Annotated in this window: 19 protein-coding genes; 4 read left to right on the top strand and 15 right to left on the bottom strand. The window is 61.4% G+C overall.

Annotated elements, in window-relative coordinates:
- The first annotated feature begins 7 nt into the window (after positions 1–7).
- Entirely contained in the window at positions 8–976 is a 969-nt protein-coding gene (locus CFT68_RS06330) for a zinc-binding alcohol dehydrogenase family protein (RefSeq protein ID WP_088842543.1), read from the top strand.
- A gap of 116 nt (positions 977–1092) precedes the next feature.
- A complete protein-coding gene (locus tag CFT68_RS06325) occupies positions 1093–1764 on the top strand; it encodes an SDR family NAD(P)-dependent oxidoreductase (protein WP_088842542.1) in 672 nt (223 codons plus the stop codon).
- Between the two features lie 112 nt (positions 1765–1876).
- Here CFT68_RS06325 and CFT68_RS06320 read toward each other — a convergent pair whose 3' ends face one another.
- The 9 genes from CFT68_RS06320 to CFT68_RS06280 form a co-directional block, all read right to left on the bottom strand.
- Complete coding sequence (locus tag CFT68_RS06320) at positions 1877–3241, bottom strand: MFS transporter (protein ID WP_088843694.1); 1365 nt, start codon at positions 3239–3241, stop codon at positions 1877–1879.
- Positions 3242–3376: 135 nt separating this feature from the next.
- The gene (locus CFT68_RS06315) at positions 3377–3862 is read right to left on the bottom strand and encodes a YybH family protein (RefSeq protein ID WP_088842541.1); all 486 of its coding nucleotides are present in this window, start codon (positions 3860–3862) and stop codon (positions 3377–3379) included.
- Positions 3863–4029: 167 nt separating this feature from the next.
- Complete coding sequence (gene panB, locus CFT68_RS06310) at positions 4030–4845, bottom strand: 3-methyl-2-oxobutanoate hydroxymethyltransferase (RefSeq protein WP_088842540.1); 816 nt, start codon at positions 4843–4845, stop codon at positions 4030–4032.
- A gap of 70 nt (positions 4846–4915) precedes the next feature.
- Entirely contained in the window at positions 4916–6502 is a 1587-nt protein-coding gene (locus CFT68_RS06305; protein ID WP_088842539.1) for an MFS transporter, read from the bottom strand.
- Between the two features lie 12 nt (positions 6503–6514).
- Positions 6515–7585, bottom strand: coding sequence for an HlyD family secretion protein (locus tag CFT68_RS06300; protein WP_088842538.1), 1071 nt, complete (start codon positions 7583–7585; stop codon positions 6515–6517).
- Between the two features lie 3 nt (positions 7586–7588).
- Complete coding sequence (locus tag CFT68_RS06295; RefSeq protein WP_088842537.1) at positions 7589–8932, bottom strand: TolC family protein; 1344 nt, start codon at positions 8930–8932, stop codon at positions 7589–7591.
- 207 nt (positions 8933–9139) lie between these two features.
- On the bottom strand, positions 9140–9805 hold the full coding sequence (locus CFT68_RS06290) for an alpha/beta fold hydrolase (protein ID WP_262490711.1): 666 nt from the start codon (positions 9803–9805) through the stop codon (positions 9140–9142).
- A gap of 182 nt (positions 9806–9987) precedes the next feature.
- Positions 9988–10386: a hypothetical protein gene (locus tag CFT68_RS06285; protein WP_088842535.1), complete on the bottom strand. Its 399-nt coding sequence runs from the start codon at positions 10384–10386 to the stop codon at positions 9988–9990.
- Between the two features lie 162 nt (positions 10387–10548).
- Positions 10549–11658 (bottom strand): NAD(P)-dependent alcohol dehydrogenase, encoded by a 1110-nt coding sequence (locus CFT68_RS06280; protein WP_088842534.1) that lies wholly within the window; start codon positions 11656–11658, stop codon positions 10549–10551.
- A gap of 183 nt (positions 11659–11841) precedes the next feature.
- On the opposite strand from CFT68_RS06280, the gene CFT68_RS06275 reads away from it, so the two are divergent.
- Entirely contained in the window at positions 11842–12645 is an 804-nt protein-coding gene (locus CFT68_RS06275) for a helix-turn-helix domain-containing protein (RefSeq protein ID WP_088842533.1), read from the top strand.
- A gap of 68 nt (positions 12646–12713) precedes the next feature.
- Here CFT68_RS06275 and CFT68_RS06270 read toward each other — a convergent pair whose 3' ends face one another.
- The 5 genes from CFT68_RS06270 to CFT68_RS06250 all read right to left on the bottom strand — a co-directional run bounded on the left by CFT68_RS06270 (position 12714) and on the right by CFT68_RS06250 (position 16425).
- Entirely contained in the window at positions 12714–13373 is a 660-nt protein-coding gene (locus tag CFT68_RS06270) for a YceI family protein (RefSeq protein WP_088842532.1), read from the bottom strand.
- 62 nt (positions 13374–13435) lie between these two features.
- Entirely contained in the window at positions 13436–14122 is a 687-nt protein-coding gene (locus CFT68_RS06265) for an alpha/beta hydrolase (RefSeq protein ID WP_170934714.1), read from the bottom strand.
- A 56-nt stretch (positions 14123–14178) separates the two neighbouring features.
- Positions 14179–15126 carry a VOC family protein gene (locus CFT68_RS06260; protein WP_088842530.1) on the bottom strand — a complete coding sequence of 316 codons (948 nt, stop codon included), beginning with the start codon at positions 15124–15126 and terminating at the stop codon, positions 14179–14181.
- A 53-nt stretch (positions 15127–15179) separates the two neighbouring features.
- On the bottom strand, positions 15180–15704 hold the full coding sequence (locus CFT68_RS06255; protein WP_088842529.1) for an ester cyclase: 525 nt from the start codon (positions 15702–15704) through the stop codon (positions 15180–15182).
- A gap of 136 nt (positions 15705–15840) precedes the next feature.
- On the bottom strand, positions 15841–16425 hold the full coding sequence (locus CFT68_RS06250) for a Crp/Fnr family transcriptional regulator (RefSeq protein WP_245815292.1): 585 nt from the start codon (positions 16423–16425) through the stop codon (positions 15841–15843).
- A 304-nt stretch (positions 16426–16729) separates the two neighbouring features.
- Between CFT68_RS06250 and CFT68_RS06245 the strand changes: the two genes are divergently transcribed.
- Entirely contained in the window at positions 16730–17470 is a 741-nt protein-coding gene (locus CFT68_RS06245) for a DNA/RNA non-specific endonuclease (RefSeq protein ID WP_245815291.1), read from the top strand.
- A gap of 27 nt (positions 17471–17497) precedes the next feature.
- Here CFT68_RS06245 and CFT68_RS06240 read toward each other — a convergent pair whose 3' ends face one another.
- Positions 17498–18685 carry a PD-(D/E)XK nuclease family protein gene (locus CFT68_RS06240; RefSeq protein ID WP_170934713.1) on the bottom strand — a complete coding sequence of 396 codons (1188 nt, stop codon included), beginning with the start codon at positions 18683–18685 and terminating at the stop codon, positions 17498–17500.
- Between the last annotated feature and the right edge of the window lie 858 nt (positions 18686–19543).

The following is a 19543-nucleotide window of genomic DNA, read 5'->3' as shown; positions in this document are numbered from 1 at the left end:
CATTCCCATGAAAGCAGCCGTCTTGCCCCGCCCCGGTGGCGCCGACCAGTTTCAACTTGAAGAGCGCCCCGTGCCCACTCCCCAATCGGGGCAGGTGCTGCTGCGGGTGCGCGCCTTCGGGCTGAACCGCTCCGAGCTGATGACCCGCAAAGGACTCTCGCCGGGGGTGCAATTTCCACGGGTGCTGGGCATCGAGTGCGTCGGCGAAGTGGTGCAGGACCCTTCAGGTCAGTACCAGCCCGGCCAGCAGGTGGCGGCCCTGATGGGGGGCATGGGCCGGGACTACGACGGCAGTTATGCCGAGTATACGGTGGTGCCCAAAAGCATCCTGTATCCATTTCGCAGTCAGCTGCCTTGGCCGCAGCTCGGGGCCATTCCCGAAATGTTCCAGACGGTGTACGGCTCGCTGCACCTGGCCCTGAAAATCCAGGCGGGCGAAACGCTGCTCATCCGGGGCGGCACCTCTTCGGTGGGGCTGCTGGCCGCGCAAGTGGCTCGCAACGCTGGCCTGACGGTGCTGGCTACCACCCGAAGTGCGGCCAAGGCCGACCTGCTCACCGCCAACGGCGCCACGCACGTGCTCGTCGACAATGGCCAGCTGCTAGGGCCAGTCCGGGCGCTCTGCCCCGAGGGCGTGGACAAGGTGCTGGAATTGGTCGGTGCCACCACCCTGCAGGATTCGCTGGCCTGCATCAAGCCCGGGGGCGTCGGCTGCATGACGGGTATGCTCTCCGAGAGCTGGTCTATCCCGGACTTTGCGCCCATGGAGTTTATTCCGGCCACTGTCAGCCTGACCATTTACGACAGCGGCCAGATTACGGCCCCTGCGGCCGCGCTGCAGACCTTTATCGACTCGGTGGAAGCCGGCCAAGTCCTGCTCGGCATCGGCCGCATCTTTTCGCTCGACCAGATTGCCGAGGCGCACCAGCTCATGGAGAGCAATGCGGCGGGGGGCAAGATTGTTGTCCTTCCCTAACCCGCGGGGTCTACCCATTAAGGCCCCGTATGTGCTCCTCTCTTACTGGGAGGAGCCAACCCTTACGCCGGCCATAGAGCCGGAACACGAGTACTTTTTCTAAACATAACTTCTTGATGAACACGCAAATAAAAACTGCCGTTTTAACCGGCGCTAACAGCGGCATCGGTCTGGCCCTTACCCATAAACTGCTGGCCGAAGGCTACCGCGTTATTGGCACGTCCCGCTCGGGCCAGATGGCTGATTTCAGCCATCCCAACCTCAGCGTGATATCCCTGGACGTCACCGACGACGCCAGCATCGCGCAGGCCGTCGCTCAAATCGGCCAGCTCGCGCCCAGCATTGACCTGCTAGTGAACAACGCCGGGGTCGGCTCCGACCTGGGCACGATTACGCCCGAGCGCTCCGCCCTGCGCGATACCTTCGCCACCAACGTGGACGGCACCATTCTCTTCACCGAGCCCATGCTGCCGCTGGTGCGCGACGGAGGGCAAATCATTTTCCTCTCCTCGAAGATGGGCCTGGTAAGTCACGCCGCCGCTGACAGCCCCGCCTACCGCATTTCCAAGGCCGCCATCAACATGTACGCTGCTATCCTGGCCGAGCGCGTAGCCGAGCGCGGCATCTCGGTCACGCCCATGCACCCGGGTTGGGTGCAGACCCGTATGGGCGGCGACAGCGCCCCCTTCACCACTGAGCAGTCGGCGGAGGGCTTGTTTCGCGGCATTCAGGCCCGGCCTGAGAGCGGCAAGTTCTGGAACGTGGAAGTCGATAGTCTACTAGCGTAGCTAGGCCATTCCCCCAGGGTTATAGGTGCTTAAAAGCCCCAGCTCAACAACTCTTTCGCTTCTGGAAGAGACGTTGGGGTGGGGCTTTTTTAGTCTCGGCACTGAGGCCAGCTTAGGTAGTTCGTTTTGAAAAGGCAGTTTCGGGCATGGTGAGCAGGACCGGCAGCACCAGCAGCGCGACCAAGGCAATCATGGCCCCGGGTACGAGCGGCCAGCCCGTGCGGGCGATGAGCAACTCCGCCAAAAAGGGCGTAAGGCCCCCGAACACGGCCGTGGCCGCCGTGGCCCCCAAAGCCAACCCGCTCAGGCGGCCTTCGCCTGGAAATTGCTCAGCCGTGGCGGCGGCGCCGACCGCACTGACGCCCCCGGCCACCGCGGCCAGCACCACTGCCCCCAGAATAGCCTGCAGGGTGCTGCCGCCGCGCATGAGCGAAAACAGGGTGATGGGCAGCAGGGCGCTGGCCCCGGCCAGCACCGCCAGCACGGGCTTGCGGCCCAGGCGGTCGGACAGCAGTCCCACGAAGGGCGTGACCAGGATGACGACCACGGCCGCCATGGTGGACAGCCCCAACGCCTCGCCTTCCCCGCGCTGCCCGGTGGTGGACAGGAAGGTCGGTACGTAGGTAATACCAACGTAATACGTGATGGAGCCCAGGGCGGAGATAGCGAACGTGCGCAAAATGGCGGGTCGGTGGTAGCGCAGTGTGTGGCGCAGGGGGGAGGTGGGCACCGTGCCGGCCTCCTGCTGCCGCTCGAAGTCAGGCGACTCCTGCATGGTGGAGCGGGCCAGCCAGACGCCGCCGGCCAGGACCGCTCCCAGCAGGAAAGGCAGGCGCCAGCCCCAGGTATCCACGCTGGCCGTCGGCAGCCCGTACACGAGCAGGGCGCACACGCCCACGGCCAGCAAGGCGCCGACCTCGCTCGCGGCAGCAGCCAGCGAAGTCACCAGGCCGCGGCGGCCTGGCCGGGCCCCTTCCAGCAAGTAGGCCACCACCCCCGTGTACTCGCCCCCCACCGAGAAGGCCATCAAACACCGCAGCAGCAAGAGCAGCCACCCGGCCCACGCCCCGATTTGCGCATGGGTGGGCAGCAGGGCCGTGACGAGCATGGCCCCAGTCATCACGGCCATGGACAGCAGCATCATGCGCCGCCGGCCGTAGCGGTCGCCGATGTGGCCGAAGACCAGCGCGCCCAGCGGCCGCATCAGGTAGGAGACGGCAAACCCGCCGAGGGCAGTGAGCAGTGACGTGGCCCCCGGGCCAAAGAAGACCCGCGAGAGGACGGTGGCGAAATAGAGGCAGAGGGTGAAGTCATACCACTCAATGATGGTCGAGCATGTGGCCACCAGCAGGGAGGCGCGGGAAAGCCCAGCGCGGGGCTGCGCTTGGTTGGTCAGGGTAGGTTGCACAGGCTTGCTTGGGGGGTAGTCAATAAGACAAATAGGGATTGGGGCGCTACCCCAGCTTCCTAGCCGCATGGTACCGCAGCTCGGCGGCACAAGTTGCAGCACCAGGGAAAAAGTCAGCCCCCAACACAAAGCGTCACCTCCCATTACGGGCAAGTCGACGTTTCGTATTGGGGGCACCCCCGAAGCGGGCGGGCAGTGTAGCGCTTACTTCGTTTTGTTGTACATGTAGCGGGCAATCTTCCACTGGCCGCCTACCTTCTGGAAGACAAACAGCTCGCGGTTCTCTTCCGGGGCCGACTGGCCATTGGCATTTACCACGGCAGTGCCTTTGGAGGTGGAGCGCACGATGGCACTGTTGCCGTTTACCACGATGTCGTCAATGCTGAAATTGATGTCCAGCTTTATGGCGCTGAACACATACTCGTACGTGGCTTTCACCTGCTCCTGGCCCACGGCGGTAGGGGCGCCTGGCGGCATGAGCACGGCGTCTTTGGTGTAGAGGGCCACCACCCTGCTGGCGTTGGCTTCCTTCAGGGCATCGCGGTAGGCCGTGATGACTTTCTCAATGGCGGCTTTGTCGTTGTCGGCAACGGTTACGGAAACGGGCCGCTCGCCTGACAGGGTCATGGCTTTGCTTTGCAGGGAGGTCAGGGAAAGGAAAAGAGCGGCAGCAAACAGGGAAGTCTTCATTATCGGTTGTTGAAAGATGGGGGTATTGAACAGGACAAAGGTCCCCCACCGGGCGCGGCCGGGCCGATGAACTATCGTAAGAAATAGGCTTAAACTAGTTTAAGCCGAGTCCAGCGGGCCTTTGCGGAACGTGTTATGCACTAGACACTACAAGCTGAATTATGGCTTTAGTAGCCTTCCGCTTCCGTAGGAAAGGCGCGGCTTTTCACATCGCTCACGTACTGTGTGACGGCCTGGTGCATCAGGTCGCCCAGCTCGGCGTAGCGGCGCAGGAAGCGGGGCTTGAATTCCTGGGTGATGCCCAGCACGTCGTGCACGACGAGTACCTGCCCATCCATGTGGGGCCCGGCACCGATGCCGATAACCGGAATCGTGAGCTGCTCGGCTACCTGCCGGGCGAGCACCGCCGGAATCTTTTCCAGCACTACGGCAAAGCAGCCCAGCTCCTGCAGCAGTTGGGCATCTTCCAGCAGCTTCTGTGCCTCGGCGGCTTCCTTAGCGCGCACGGTGTAGGTGCCAAACTTGTAAATGCTTTGGGGCGTGAGGCCGAGGTGGCCCATCACCGGAATGCCGGCCGCCAGAATGCGCGTGATGCTGTCCTTGATTTCGGCCCCACCCTCCAGCTTCAGGCCGTGGGCCCCGCTTTCCTTCATAACGCGCACGGCCGAGCGCAGGGCCTCGCTGCTATTGCCCTGGTAGGAGCCGAAAGGTAAATCCACGGCCACGAAGGCCCGCCGGGTGCCCCGCACCACGCTTTGGGCGTGGTAAATCATCTGGTCCAGGGTGATAGGCAGCGTGGTTTCATGGCCCGCCATGACATTGGCGGCCGAGTCGCCGACGAGCAGCACGTCGGTGCCGGCCCCATCCAGAATCCTGGCCATGGAGCAATCATAGGCCGTGAGCATGGAGATTTTCTCGCCCCGCTGCTTCATAGCCTGCAGCTGGTGGGTGGTAACGAGCTTGACTTCTTTATGTTGGGACATAATACGAGGGGTGGCGGAGCCGCCGAAGCAGAAAGTGAGAAAAGCAATGAAAAGCCCATGCCAGGCTACCTTACAAGGGCCGCTGCCGGAACGTGACGGCCTGCCAGTGTAGCGGCGGCAGCACCAGCAGCACCACAAGCAGGGCCGTGATGCCCAGGCTGACCAAGCCGAAGTAGTTGAGGCAGTAGCGCAGCAGGGTTTGCGTTTCGAGGGTGCGGGAGAGCAGGCTGGCCGCGCCGCGCTGGCCTGTTTCCACGTCTAGCCCCCGGCCTTGCAGGGTGTGCTGCAGGACCTGCATGCGGGCGGCCACAAGGCTAGTGCCGGGCAGCAAATCGGCTCGGAACCGGTCGAGCTGGGCCGTGCGCCAATACGGCTGCAGCACGCTGGTAACAGCCAGCGAGCCCACGAAGCCCAGGTTGCGAAAGGCCACCGCCGCGAAGGTGCCTGCCGAGGCCAACTGCGGCGGCAGCCCGCCCATGGTAAACAAGGCCAGCGGCACCAATACAAAGCCCACGGCCACCCCTTGCAGCAGCAGGGGTAGCCGAAAAACGGCCAGCCCCTGGGCCGGGCCGAAGAGTAGATACATCCAGACGTGGTGGGCCAGCAGCAGGGCGAAGCCGACCACCAGCAGCCGGCGCAGGGGCGTGCCTAGCAGCACGAAGCGCACCACGACGCTCACGCCCAGCACAATGCCCACCAGCGTAGCGGCTTGCAGCTCCACCATCTGATGAGCATTGACGTGCAGCACCCCGGTGAAATAAGAGGCCGAGATGTTGGTGGTGCCCCGGAAAAAGTAGAACGCCATGAACAGGACCAGCCCTACGCAAAAGGTGCGGTAGCGAAACACCCCCAGGTGAATATAGGGCCGCTTCAGATGCCATTGGCGCCACCCGAAGGCCCCGCCGCCCACCACGGAGAGCCCCAGCGCCAGCCAGGCTTCCGGGCTTTCCAGCCAGTACCGCAGCTGGCCATACGAAGCCAGGTAGGCCATGCCCAGCAGCATCGTGGCCAGCAGCACCCAGCTGGGCCACTCCAGCTGGGTGAGCGGCAGCCGACGCCGGGTGCGCACCCCGTTCAGAATGAGCAGCAGCAGCAGCGCGCCGGGCACGGCCAGCAGCAGAAACGCGTGAAACAGCGCCGGCACGGGGTAGCGGTCAAGCACCGTCCAGCTCAGCATGGTGCCCAGCGGCGCCGAGGCCAGCAGCCCCCCGTAAAACACGGCGTAGCCCATGGCTCGCGCCCGGGTAGTGTGCAGGCGCGAAAAAATCAGCGTCAGCAGCGGCGTGACGATAGTGCAGGCCACCGTGCCCTGCAAAAAGCGCAGTACCAGCAGCAGACGAAAATCGCGCACCCAGCCGGCCAGGCCCACTAATCCCGCCAGCAGCACAACGCTCACGAGTAGATAATTGCGCAGACGCAGGTAACTGCCCAGGTGCGGGTCGAAAGGCAGAAAGGCCACCAGGCCCGCGTAGAACAGCAGGATGGAGAACTGCACGTCGGCCGGCTCCACGCCGTAGTAGGCGGCCACCTCGGCCCCACTGCCAGCGTAGAGGCCCAGCAGCAGAAACGGCGGCAGCAGCGCCCAAAATAGCACGGCCCGAATGGCCCACTCGGGTACCCACGCCTTGAAAAGAGGCAGCGGCTCAGCTTGTTTCATCAGGCGGCAGGGTTACTTGGCCACCGTCACGGTGGCATTCATGCCGGCCGCGAGTTGGGCGATTTTCGCCGGCTGATCGGTGAGATGAATGCGGATGGGTAGGCGCTGAATCACCTTGATGAAGTTGCCGGTGGCGTTGTCGGGCGGCAAGAGCGAAAACCGCGCCCCCGTGGCCGGCGACAGCGACTCGATGCGGCCCGCAAACACTTGGTCGGGGTAGGCATCGGTGATGATGCGCACGGGCTGCCCCACGTGCAGGCGGGGCAGCTGAGTTTCCTTGAAGTTGGCCGTTATCCACTTGCCTGCCTGGCGGTTTACAATGTAGGCCAGCGGCTGCCCGGCCTGCATCAGCTGACCTTCCTGAATGGTCTGGCGGCCCATCACGCCGGCGTACGGGGCCGTCACGATGGTATAGGAGAGGTCCAGCCGGGCTTTACGCAGCAGCGCTTGGCGCCGCCGGATTTCGGCTTGCAGCACGGCCCGCTGGCCCTGACTTTCATTTACACGCGAGAGGGCAGTCTGGTAGCCGCCAGCCAGCGCCTGGTAGTCGGAGCGGGCCACGTCGAGGGCCGACTGCACCCGCTCGAACTGCTGGCGGGTCACGGCTTCGTCGGCCAGCAGCTGGTGGTAGCGGGCAAAGTCCTGCTCCTGCTGCACGAGCCGGGCCTTGGCCGCCCCAATCTGGCTTTGACTCACCTGCGAGCTACGCTGCGAGGTTTGCACGGTGCGGGCCAGGTTCAGCAGCTGGGCCTGGGCATTGGCCAGGGCCGCTTCGGCTTCGGCCACGGGCAGCTCGAAGTCGCGGTCGTCGAGTACCACCAACGTGTCGCCGGCCTTCACCGCCTGATTTTCCTGGTAGTGAATCTGGCGGATGTAGCCGCTGACCTTGCTGTTAATGGGGTTGATGTATTCTTCCACCTGAGCATCGTCGGTGCTTTCGTAGTGCAGCATCGACCACCCGATGCGGCCGGCCCAGATGAGCAGGACCAGCACCAGCAAGCCGGCGAGGGTAGAGGTGATGCGCGCCACCAGGCGGTCGGTGCGCTGCGCGGGATGTTGCGGCGAGGTCGTCGGCTGGATCATGACTTATAGGTGGCCGATGGCTTTTTGCAGTTGATAGTAGTAGGTACCCGCCAGCGTTTGGGCGGTCACCAGGTCAAAGCGGGCCTGCAGGAGCTGATTATCCGCGTCCAGCAAGTCGGTGAGCAGGGCCAGCTGGTTGAAGTAGGTGTGGCTGACGATGCGGTAATTTTCGGCGGCCTGCCCAATGCTCTGCTCCGCAATGCGCAGGCGCTCCTGGGTTTCTTGGTAGCGCACGTAGGCCGTTTTCACTTCCTGGCGCTTGTCGTCCAGCACCCTCTCCTGGCCGATGCGCTGGCGCTCTATGCCGATTTCGGCGGCCTTCTCGGCGTGGCGGTCCAGCCAGCGGGCAGTGATGTTGTAGGAAACCCGCACGCCGACTTCGCCCACGCCATATATCTGCGACACGTTGGGAAACACCAGCCGGTTGGGGTAGGTGTAGGCGTAGCCCGTGAACAGACCCACTTGCGGGCGCTTGCTCACCTGAGTGGCCTGCAGCCGCAGCTCGCTCAGGCGGGTTTGCAGCCCGGCCACCCGCAGCTCAGGGGCGTTAGCCTGCGCCTGGCCGAGGTAGTCGGCGTAGGTCGTATCCAGCACCGCCGGGGTCGGGTTAACCGGGGCCAGCTGGTTTACCTGGTCTTCGGAGGTGCCCAGCAGCAGGTTCAGGCGCTGGTTGGTAAGCGTGAGCGTGTTACCGATTTCGGTTAGGAGCAGCTGTTGCCGCGAAAGCTGCAACTCCGCCCGCAGCAGGTCGGAGCGCAGCACTACTCCATTCTTGAACAACGACCGGATCTGCGTCAGCCGCCGCTCCGACTCCTTGACGTTGTTGGCCGTCAGGGCTTGGTACTCGCGGTTGCGCTGCACGTCGAGATAGGCCGTGGCTACGCGCAGGCGCACGTCGCTGGCCGTCAGGGCCAGGCGCTCGGTTTCCAGCCCCTCATTGACGGTCTGGGTAGCAATCTGGTTGTTGATGCGGCCGCCGGTGTATACTTCCCAGTCGGCTTCGAGGCCGACGTGGTAGGCGTGGGGGCTGGGCGGCACGGCTTTCTGCTCGGGGTTGTGCAGCCCGGCGTAGGGCTCGTAGGCAATTAGCCCGCCCAGGTAGGCGTAGCTGCCGCTGGTGGTCACGTGGGGCAGGTGCTCATTCTGCCGGTCCTTCACCAACTCGGCGCTGAGCGCTACCTGCCGGCGTTGCATCAGCACTTCTTTGTTGTGCGCGGTGGCCAGCGCCCAGGCCTGCTCCAGGGTAAGGGGCTCAGCAGGATGACTGGCCGTTTGCGCAGCGAGTGGGTAAGTGACTGAAAGTAAAAAAGCTACGACACCTAGCCGCAGCCACCTTGAACCGTTCATGATGAGCTTTTTGTAACAGCACAAAATTACCGCCCTTCTACTCGGCTCATTTTATCATATTAGTCAGAATATTGTTCAAACCAGCCAACGTGCCTGTCACTGCTTTTTTCAGTGCCGCTCTCCCTAAGACACTTCAGTTTGCTACTCAACGCCCGATCTCACAGGCGTCCTTAGATACCCCGCCTGTAAAATGAAAAGGCATGTTTATTAAGCTTCTGTAAGACAGCGCACAACCAGTTGACGTAGCTGCTCGGGGTTTTCAAAGTGGGCAAAATGCCCTTGGTTGATAATCGGATAGAGGGTGAGCCCGCGTACCCGTGCGGCTACTCCCGCCGTCGCCACCCGGATAGGAACCAGGGCCGTAGACGTGCCGAGCAAAACGAAGGCCCGCACCCGGATGGCGTCGGTTTCTGCTTCGCTGGGGGCAAGCGCATCCAAGCCGGCCACTTCCCGGGCGAAGGCGGTGACTCGCTCTACCGACTGAAACCACCCTCGGCTTTGCCGGGCCTGCGCCACCTGGGCTGCCGGCAACCCAACTACCTTCTCCATTCCGAAAGCCGTTGCTTCATCGAGCTGGCCCTGGTCAACGAGGGCTTGCAAGTGGGCATAATGTCCTCCGCTGAGCTGGCGCAGAATAGAATTGATGGGCTCATACAGTATAATGCGGCCCGTGAACCCTTCGCGGATAGTGTAGGCCAGTACCAGGCCACCCCCGAAGCTGTGTCCGAGCAAGGCCGTACCCGGCCCTGCCAGGGCCACCATCGCGGCCAGGTCATCCAGCTCGTACTGAAACGAGTAGGGCTTCCCCACATCGGGGCTCTGGCCCCTTCCCCGACGGTCGTACACGTACACGGTGTGCGTAGCCGCCAACAGCTGCGCAAAGGACAGCCCTGCTGGGAATCGAAGGATCCGTGGGTTACGACAAGAGCCGGGCCGCTACCCAGGCGGGTGTAGCCAATCGACGTGCCGTCTTTAGAAGAGACTTGGCCCGTCGTTTTTTGGTTGTTTTCCATCAAATGGTGTGGTCTGTTAAACTCTAGCGCAAGCAAGGCTGGCTAGTGGAGCGGGTGTTTCTGGAAGGTGACCTTGCTCATCACATCTTTCTCGTAGGACGCTAGGCAGTACCCATTGAGGGCGGGCGCAAAATGCGGCTTGGACAGCTGAAGGCGGGTCGGAAAGGGCCGGCTTTTGGCAAAGAAGAACACCTTGGTGGTGCCGTACTTGGTGTGCGGCATGAGGGCCCCGTACTGCTGCATTTCCTGCCAGCGGCTGGTATCGGCTACGGTTACCGCGTAAATGCGCACGACGGGCCCGGTATTGTTCTCATTGCGGAACATGGCCACTTCCTGAAACTCGCCCGGCAAATCCTGGGGGCTGGGTTGGCTGAGCGCATCCAGGATAAACCAGACCAATAAGGCGCTGCCGCCTAAAACAAGCAGGTATTTAACTTTCATAAAGGGAGTAACACTCTAGGGGCCCCATTCCTGGAAAAGGGGGTACTTGGAAAGGAAAGCCACCTGACCTAGCGACAGCCCGAATCGCTTCCCTAACAAAACGCCCGCCTTCCTAAGAAGACGGGCGCTTACGTGCTAGGCACAGGAGATGTAGCAGTTGCTTTACACCTTACCGATGCGCAGCACCGGCTTGATGGTAACGCCCTTCTCGGAGTCTTCGGCGGCCTGGTTTATCTGATCGAACTCGTAGAACTTCACCAGCTTGTCGAAGGGAAACTGCCCCTGCTGGTAGAGGGCAATCAGACGCGGAATGAAGATGCTGGGTACCGAGTCGCCCTGCAGAATGCCCTTCACTGTCCGGCCGGCCACCATGATGTCGTTGGGCCCGAAGCTCAACTCCTTGTCGGGGGCCGTTACGCCTACCAGCCCGCACACGCCGTGGGTGCGTAGCCCCTGCACGGCCGTGCGGATAACTTCCGGGCGCCCCGTGGTGTCGAAGGCGAAGTGAGTACCCGGGCCGGTGAGCTGCTGAATCTGCTCCACCACGTTGCCCGTCTTGCTGTTGATCGTGTGCGTGGCACCCAGCTCCAGGGCCAGGGCCAGGCGCTCGTCGTTGATGTCGACGGCAATGATGGTCGTGGCCCCGGCCACGCGCGAGGCCATGATGGCCGACAGCCCCACGGCTCCGGTACCGAAGACGGCAATGCTGGCCCCGGAGGGCACGTTCAGGCTATTAAGAATGGCGCCGGCGCCGGTCTGGATGCCGCAGCCTAGCGGCCCGAGCAACTCCAGCGGTACGTCCTTGGGCACCTTGATGGTGTTGTTTTCGTGGGCCACGGCGTAGGTGGCAAACGACGACTGCGAGAAGAAGCTGTCGTGCAAGTCGGGCGTGCTGTGCTGGTGAATGCGGTGGCTGCCATCGGGGCGGCTGCCGGCGAAGTTATGCTCCAGCATGTGCTCACAGTAGGTAGGGAAGCCCTCCCGACAGCTGCTGCACTTGCCGCAGTAGCCGAAGGTGAGCACCACGTGGTCACCCACGGCTACCTCGGTTACTTCGTTGCCCACGGCTTCGACCACACCGGCGCCCTCGTGGCCCAATACCATTGGCAGGGGCGCGGGCATCTGCTGGTTGCGAATCACCATATCGGTGTGGCAGATGCCGGTGGCCACAATGCGCACGAGCACTTCCTGGGGTTGAGGCTGGTCCAGCTCCATTTCTTCGAGCAGAAACGAGCCCCCTTTCTCTTTAACGACTGCAGCAGTAATCTTCATGGGAATTAGGATTTGGGTGTGAAATTAGTGTTCCGAAAGGCGCCGCTGGATGGGCTATAGGCGCCTTTGCGGGATGCCCTTCACCAGCCTGGCGCGCGAGTAGTTACTGAAGTCAAAGGTACCGGCTCTACGCACGGCCGACTTTTGCAAACAAGCCATAGATTTGTTCAAACTTGCCAGCCCATGCTTACGACCGACGAATTTCTGGTTGAACTAGATACTATCGACAGCCGCCCTGAAACGATGTTTGTGCTGCAGCAGCACAGCGAGGAAAACTATCCGCTGCATCAGCACCAGAAAACGCAGCTGCTCTACGTGCGCCAGGGCGTGGCTTACCTCATCACGCCAACCAAGACGTACTTTCTGCCGGCCCGCCACTACGTGCTGATTCCGCCCCGGCTTACGCACCGCGTCCTTTTTCATTCAAACCAGCACGTGATCACTGGCCTGTGCTTTGCCGAAGCCCGCGACGGGGAACACCCATTCTTTGGTACCCTGGGCATCTACCCGGTCACGGACCTGCTCTACGAAATGCTGCGCTACACGGAAAGCTGGTATGGGCACCGGGGACCTGAACAGTACGAGCCCTACCTGTTTCTGCTGAACCTGAAGATGGTGCTGCCCCACATCAGCCATCACCCGCTGCCGCTGGCCTTGCCCACCACGGAAGACCCGCGCCTGGTACCGGTGCTGCGCCACATCTACGAGCACATCGGCGAGCTGGTGGAGCTCAGCACCCTGGCCCGGCAGTTCGGTTTCAGCCCGCGCAGCCTGTCGCGCCTGTTTCAGCAGTGCCTGAGCATTTCCTTTGGGCAGTACCTGAAGCTGCGGCGCATCATGGCCGCGATGGCCCTGATGCTGGAAACCAAGCAAACGATCAGCGAAGTAGCCTACGCCGTGGGCTACAACAGCCTTTCGTCCTTCAGCAACACTTTTTACAAGCTCGTGGGCCAGCGGCCGTCCGAGTTTGCCGCCCGCGAGCAGTGAGCAGGGGGCAAAGGCAGAGGCCGCCCCGGTTTTCCTATGGAAGGAGGATGCCGGGGCGGCCTACTTGCTTAGCGCGTCGCTACGCCCTTGCTTTTGGCAATCACGTTGAAGCTTAGCGAGAAGTTGTCCTCTACGGCTTTGTCGGCCGCGGTGCCGAACAGGGTCGAGCCAAACGTAACCCCGTATTTCGTGCGGTCGATGGTGGCCGTGCCCGAGGCTGCAGCCACGCCGTTTTTCACGCCGACTTTAGCGGGGAAGCTCAAGGGATTGGTCTTGCCCTTGATGGTCAGGTTACCAGTAATGATGGCGTTGTTGCCGGCGGCATCGCCCTTGAGCGGCTTGATGCTGGTGATAACGAAGGTGGCCGTGGGGTTCTTTTCCACGCCGAAGAAATCCTCCGATTTCAGGTGGCCGACCAGCTTGGCGTTGTAGTCGGCATCCGTCAGGTCCGTGTTCTTCAGCGAGGTCATGTCGGCCACGATCGTGCCGCCTACAATCTGGCTGCCTTTCACCAGCACGATGCCTTCTTTGAGGCTGATGGTACCGGAGTGCTGGCCACCAATCTTCTTGCCCGTCCAGCCGAGTGAGCTCAGCTGCGGCTGTACTTTGTAGGGTTCATTGGCGATGACGGCGGCAGCGGGTTTCCGAGCAACCGGGCCCTTAGCGGCTTGTGCGGGCGCCGATAGTACGGTGGCGGCCAACAAGAGGGGGAACAGGAGATTTTTCATGGTTTGTTGAGTGAAAATTTGTTGACTTGAAGTGCGTTATTGCTTGAGATGCTGACGGTCCATTAAGGCTGTTGCGTCAGCCACTGGTGGGCAGCGGCCAGGCCGCTAGCCGATATTTCGTGTCCGCCCTCGAAGGCTTCGTAACGGGGGATGATGCCCAGCGTTTTCAGGAAGGTGACCGCCTCATCGGCGTAGAAAGCGGGCAGCTTATCATCGTAGCGGCCGTGGCTGAGGAAAAACTGCACCTGTTGCACGTCGGCGGCCGAGGCATGGTGCTGGCGCGATTCCACCAGCAGGCGTCCACTAAAGGCCAGCACGCCGCGCACCTGCGCCGGGTGGGTCAGGGCCACATCGTAGGCCATGATGGCGCCCTGGCTGAATCCCAGTAGATACACCTGCCCGGCCGGAATACCGTACCGGGTCGAGGCCTCCTGGATAAAGGAGAGCAGCAAGCGCTGCCCGTCGAGCTGCTGGGCCTGGTTGAAGACGGGCTTGCCCGACGAGAAATCAACCTGGTAAAAGCCGAATCCCAGGGGGCCAAAGACCAGCGGAGCGCGTACCGAGAGCACCAGCGTATGGGCGTCGGCCAGCTGCTCGCCTACGGAAAGTAGGTTCAGCTCATTGCCGCCTACCCCGTGCAGGAGGAGCAGCAGGCGTTTGGCGCCCGTGGCCTGAGCCGGGTTCACCGGGCGGTAGGACAGGGGCAAATCAGTCAGCAGCGGGGGCTGCGCGGAAGTGGCAACAGTCATGGAAGTAGTCAGAAAAAGCGGAAGAAGGAAGGTCAGCCACAGCCAGGGCCGACAACTCATTGCGGGGAAGAAGTCTCAGCCCCCAGTAGCACGCGGATGCCCCACGGGTCGGTGGCAATAGGACCTTCGGGAGTAGAATCCACCGCGTAACCGGCGGCTTGCAGGCGGGCCGCGGCCGCATCGCGGGAATCGGCATCAGGCAGCCACAGCTCCCAGCACAGCAGGCGGGCATCGGCCTCCGTGGCCACGGGCGAGCCGGCGGCCCACACGTTCAAACCCAAATGGTGGTGGTAGCCGCCCGCGCCCACAAACAGGGCCCCCGACAAGCTCCAGGTTTCGATATCGAAGCCCAAAGCCGTGTGGTAAAAGGCCGCTGCCTCGGCCAGGCTGCCGATGTAAAAGTGTAGGTGCCCGATGGTAGTGCCCACCGGCAGGCCCTGCCAGTGGGTTTTGCCGGCCGCTTGCAGCACCCCGGCCTCGTCGAGCGGGTCGAGGGCCGACTGGATTTCGCCTTCTTCGCTCACCTGCCATTCGCTGCGGGGCCGGTCGCGGTATACCTCAATGGTAAAGCCGTCGGGGTCGGTCAGGTAGGTGGCTTCGCTGTAGTTGTGGTCGGAGGAGCCCACGTAGACCCCCAGGGAATGCACGTGCTTTAGAAAGCAACCCAAATCGGCGCGGGAAGGCAGCAGCACGGCTAGGTGGTAGATGCCCAGGCGGCCCCGGCGCGGAATGGGATTGGCCCCGGGCTGCTCGGACAGGCGAACCAGCACCTGGGAAGTACCGGCCACGCCCAGCTCCGCTACGGCAGCCTGACCTTCGACAGCCGTTGACTGGCTAAGCAGCGCAAACCCGAGCACGCGCTGGTAAAACTCCAGCGAGCGGGCCAGGCTGGCGACTGCCAGATGCACGGTACCCAGGCGAATAACCGACGGCAGCTCCATCGGCGGGTGCACGCCGATGCGTTCGGCGGGCAGCGAAGAATACGAAAGCAAAGTAGTGTTCATAACAGCAGGGAGGTAGCAGGTGAGGGCAGGCGCAGCGGCGGCAACTAGCTGGTTTACTGAGCTAGGCCGAGCTGCTTCATGAAGGATTGGTTGTCCCAGTAGAGGTATTCCTCCACCATCACGCCGTCTTTCCACACGCCGACAGTGGACATGGGCAAGCTGAACTTTCTGCCCGTGGGTTGGATGAACTTGCCGTCGCCGGTGGGCATGGGCTTGGTGAAGGTGCCGTTCATTATGCCCGATACGGACGTTAAGTTACCCTGGCCCAGCTTGAAGGGGTGCTGCTTGATCTGAGTATCGGGGGCATACACGAACATGGCCTTCAGGTCCGTGATGTGCTGCTCGATGCCGGTGGTGGTGTGGCCGTCAGGCCAATGCACCAGGATGTCCTGACCGTGGCTTTCGTGCAGGCGGTCCCACTTCGCGTTGCTGAACACGTCGTAGTCCAGCTCATCGAATGTTTTTAGGTGCTGGGCTACCGAGTCGCTAGACTTAGTGGCGGGCTTTGTCGTGGTTTTCTGGGCGGCGGCAGTCAGCGAAACGGCAAACAGGGCGAGAGGCAGCAGGAGCTTTTTCATGGTCTAGGGGATGTCTGTTCTTTCGAGGTGAAAGAGTAAGACAAAAGTCCCCCGCCGGCGGCCCCTGTGCATTATCCTAGGATAAGAACGCACCGGCCCGCCCGCTGACTTATTTCCTAGGGGCCGCCCCTCCTGATTACAGCTGCCGGCGCACCCGACTCAGCGATTCCGGCGTTATGCCCAGATAAGAGGCAATGAAATGCTGGGGCACGCGCTGAGCAATGCCGGGGTACTTGCGCAGAAAGTGCTGATACTTCTCACTAGCCGTTTGGCTCAGCGAGGCGTTGACCCGCTCCTGTAGGGCCACAAAACGGCTTTGCATCAGGAGGCGGAAATAGCGCTCGAAAACCGGGAAGTGCGCGTAGATGGTTTCCATGTCGGCCTGGGCCAGCAGCAACACTTGCGAGTCTTCCAGCGCGTCGATGTTCATCGTGCTAGGCTGCTGCGTCAGCAGGCTGTACATATCCGACACCCACCAATCTTCTGGCGCAAACTGCAGGGTGTGCTCCTGCCCTTGCGTATTAAGTGAGTAGCTGCGCAGGCAGCCCTGAGTCACAAAGGCCAGGTGGGTGCAGGGCTCGCCAGTTTGAAGCAGGTGTTCTCGCTTATTCAGCGTCTGGAGGCGTAGATACTGTTGGAAAACGGCAAAATCGTCGTCGGAAAGAGGTACCCGGGCCTGTAGATGGGTACGTAGCGACTGGTACGCAGCAGGAATTTCCATGCCGTGAAGGTATACCAAGCAGTGGATTTACTCCACCATTAAACGGATATTTAGCACTGTTTAACTGCAAAATACCCTCGTTTCAGTTCACATAAGTTTTACCTCTCGGACAGGTCAATTCATCCTGCACCCCGTTTGGAATGGTGTAATTTGCCCTGCTTTTCCACCCTCGCACCCTTACATGAGACCTTTTACCCGATCATGCCTCGTCCTCTTAGCCGCGAGTGCTAGCGTATGCACGACGGCCTGTTCGAGTTCCGAGGAGCCTACCCCGGCGTCGCAAGCGCTTCCGGAGCACCTGACCTTGGGCAACCCGAGCGGGGCCACCGCTGACCCGGATCAGCCCACTAATTACTTGCTCAGCAAACCCCAGTACGCCTTGTCCTACCACCGCGACCGGGGCATCCCGAACTGGGTGAGCTGGCACCTGGACGCTTCGTGGCGGGGTTCGGCGGGGCGTCAGGATGACTTTAAGGCGGACGCAACGCTGCCCGCAGGCTGGTACCAGGTACAGGCCAGCAGCTATACCGGCTCGGGTTTTGACCGGGGGCATAATTGCCCTTCTGCCGACCGCACCCGCACGGAGGCCGACAACTCGGCCACCTTTCTGATGACCAACATGATGCCCCAGGCGCCGCGCAACAACCAGCAGACCTGGGCCAACCTGGAGGACTACTCGCGTTCGCTGCTGGACAGCGGCCAGGAGCTCTACATTATCTGTGGCAGCTACGGCAAGGGTGGCACCGGCTCCAATGGTGGGGTGACGCAAACACTCGACAATGGCCGCGTAACGGTGCCTGCCCGCTGCTGGAAGGTCGTGGTCATTCTTCCCGTGGGAGACAACGATGCGAGCCGCGTTACCACGAGCACTCGCGTGATCGCGGTCGATACCCCCAACGACAATGGCATCAACACCAACTGGGGACAATACCGAGTTAGTGTGGATGCCATTGAAGCGTCCACCGGACTGGACCTGCTCTCGGCCGTATCGACAACCGTGCAGGCTGCCGTGGAATCTAAGGTAGACACGGGGCCGACCAATTAATCGCCCTGCGTGGTGGGGTCCCGTCGCTTAGCTCAGTTCGTCCAAGCTGCTAACGACGGGTAGTACCGTAGCCTCAGCGCTGACCGCAGAGATAGATTTGGTTAACCAAGCTGGTTCCAAGGGTTTCCAGTCACGCTCCAATGCTTCGCGCACTTCCTGGCGGAACTCCTCCAGAGAGCTGCCCGTGAAGGTGTATTTTTTTCCGATGACCAGTTCCTTGTAGCTCTTGTCAAACCAGTCCAACCGGCTGAGGCCAGCGTCTATGGCAGCCTGTTGCCCACTCAGGTAGGTAAACCAGTTGGCGACGGCCTTCCGCTCTGCCCCACCGGCATATAAGGTGATTCCATAGGTGGATTCCTTGTCCAATTCCAGCATGTGCCCATAGAACACAATGTAGCGCACATCATTGCGCTGCACATGCATAATATCCACGCGGTCTTCAAACACGCCCTGCTGCTTGTACTCTGGCCCCCAAGCTTCCACAATGACGTTGGCTAACCCCTTGTCGTTAAATTGGTTGATCACGTTCTGCGCCAGCGCCAATTCAGCACGGTGACGATGGGCAAAGTTGAACGCCAGGGCGAAGTTGTCGTGGTTTGAATCGGTCATCTGTTTAAGGTATTCCAGCAGGTGAAGCAGGAGAGGAAGGTATCGGGTGTGCGCCTGGCTAAGTACTGCCCCGAGGCGGGCTTCGACGGCTTGCGCCAATTCCGGGTGTGAGATAAACAGCCACGGTGCATCTGGCTGCTCGGGGTTCTTACCGAGGACGATGCCCATCTTGCAAGCCGGCCCCCGTACGCTGTTCCAGTAGTTATCCAGGTCGTTGTGCAACCAGTGATTCACTTTATTCTCGATCAGGATGGCGAAACTCGCCCCATGCAGAGAGGAATCAGAAGTGCCGTTGTGCACGAGCAGGTCAAGCCACTGGCCTTCGTCCATGGAATGCTCCCGCGATACCCGCACTGGTCCGTCAAGTACTGGGAGCTCCGTACCCGGCGATTTGCGGCGAACCACATCGAGTAGAGCCAAGGTGAAGAGTGCCCCCAGGCCGTGGTCTGCTTCCGACCTGAAGAAGAAGCTGTAGGTGTTGCTCAGGGGCAACTCCTTGCCGCTGATTCCCGCAATGCTGAAAAAGGTGGGCTGCCGCTTGGTAAACACCGGCCAGCGAGCGGTTCGCAGGAAGGAGATGAGAGAGTCTGTTTCGCTGTAATTCACGGGTATAGGAGGTGGGTCAGGGAGTATGGAGTAGAGATAAGAGCGGCGGTTACCGAAGGAAGGGGAGCAAGATACTGGATCGCTCGTGCATCCCACACGACATCTTCCACCCTGTGAGTGGAAAGGTTTACTGCTCCATGCGTTCACAACAGGATAGCTCCGAGTCGGGTTGGGTAAACCAATAGGCAAAGTGTTGTTCACTCGCTTGCTACCCAACCCAGAAACCTGTTCAACTGGTAGGCTGCCGGGACGGGTTTCTGACAAAGAGGGTAGTTCAGCAGTGCCACGGCCAGCAGGTATTCAGGTTGGCGTGTACGGCGTACGCGAACAGGTCCCGGGTCAGCGGGAAGCCCTTGTCGTGGGTCGCCATATAATGATGCCGATCCTTCCGGGATCTACTACGCACGGCACCGGATCAGGCACCGCTGAAAGCAGATCGCTCCCAAGCGGCGCTAAGGTCTCTCTGCACACCGATGACACCTGTGATCGATAAAGTTATATTATTTCTTGCTAAAGTTACTTATAACCAGTATCTTAAGAGAGGATACAGTGTGCGGGTGGGCAACGGCGTGTCCCGTTCTTGCCCTCATGGACAGCCGGTAGGGCCACGGAAGGAACGCGTGGCAGGTCCCCATAAAGTGGGGTGGTGCCTTTGACGGATTGTGCAGTTTCTTCATTCGTAATGCAGGTGCCGCATCCGGCACGGTGCCTATACACAAAGCAGACCCCTAGTGCTCTCGTCTTGGACGGAGCTTTCACACCATGCACTGTTAGAGCAGCTGGTACCAGCGCCGAAGCAGTTTCCGGGCTCAGAGAGTCGCCTTTTCCCACATCTAGTGCCTGATTCGACCAGCCACA

It is taken from the genome of Hymenobacter gelipurpurascens (genome assembly GCF_900187375.1).
Lineage (GTDB): Bacteria > Bacteroidota > Bacteroidia > Cytophagales > Hymenobacteraceae > Hymenobacter > Hymenobacter gelipurpurascens.
The sequence above is the reverse complement of the archived record's forward strand: the minus strand, read 5'-3'. Positions and strand labels throughout refer to the sequence as shown.

Coding starts and splice junctions, on each gene's coding strand:
- CFT68_RS06255 (WP_088842529.1), bottom strand. CDS start 15,704: ATGAAAAAGCTCCTGCTGCCTCTCGCCCTGTTTGCCGTTTCGCTGACT.
- CFT68_RS06330 (WP_088842543.1), top strand. CDS start 8: ATGAAAGCAGCCGTCTTGCCCCGCCCCGGTGGCGCCGACCAGTTTCAA.
- CFT68_RS06300 (WP_088842538.1), bottom strand. CDS start 7,585: ATGATCCAGCCGACGACCTCGCCGCAACATCCCGCGCAGCGCACCGAC.
- CFT68_RS06280 (WP_088842534.1), bottom strand. CDS start 11,658: ATGAAGATTACTGCTGCAGTCGTTAAAGAGAAAGGGGGCTCGTTTCTG.
- CFT68_RS06265 (WP_170934714.1), bottom strand. CDS start 14,122: ATGACTGTTGCCACTTCCGCGCAGCCCCCGCTGCTGACTGATTTGCCC.
- CFT68_RS06260 (WP_088842530.1), bottom strand. CDS start 15,126: ATGAACACTACTTTGCTTTCGTATTCTTCGCTGCCCGCCGAACGCATC.
- CFT68_RS06325 (WP_088842542.1), top strand. CDS start 1,093: ATGAACACGCAAATAAAAACTGCCGTTTTAACCGGCGCTAACAGCGGC.
- CFT68_RS06315 (WP_088842541.1), bottom strand. CDS start 3,862: ATGAAGACTTCCCTGTTTGCTGCCGCTCTTTTCCTTTCCCTGACCTCC.
- CFT68_RS06275 (WP_088842533.1), top strand. CDS start 11,842: ATGCTTACGACCGACGAATTTCTGGTTGAACTAGATACTATCGACAGC.
- CFT68_RS06305 (WP_088842539.1), bottom strand. CDS start 6,502: ATGAAACAAGCTGAGCCGCTGCCTCTTTTCAAGGCGTGGGTACCCGAG.
- CFT68_RS06285 (WP_088842535.1), bottom strand. CDS start 10,386: ATGAAAGTTAAATACCTGCTTGTTTTAGGCGGCAGCGCCTTATTGGTC.
- CFT68_RS06295 (WP_088842537.1), bottom strand. CDS start 8,932: ATGAACGGTTCAAGGTGGCTGCGGCTAGGTGTCGTAGCTTTTTTACTT.
- panB (WP_088842540.1), bottom strand. CDS start 4,845: ATGTCCCAACATAAAGAAGTCAAGCTCGTTACCACCCACCAGCTGCAG.
- CFT68_RS06270 (WP_088842532.1), bottom strand. CDS start 13,373: ATGAAAAATCTCCTGTTCCCCCTCTTGTTGGCCGCCACCGTACTATCG.
- CFT68_RS06320 (WP_088843694.1), bottom strand. CDS start 3,241: ATGCGGCTAGGAAGCTGGGGTAGCGCCCCAATCCCTATTTGTCTTATT.
- CFT68_RS06250 (WP_245815292.1), bottom strand. CDS start 16,425: ATGGAAATTCCTGCTGCGTACCAGTCGCTACGTACCCATCTACAGGCC.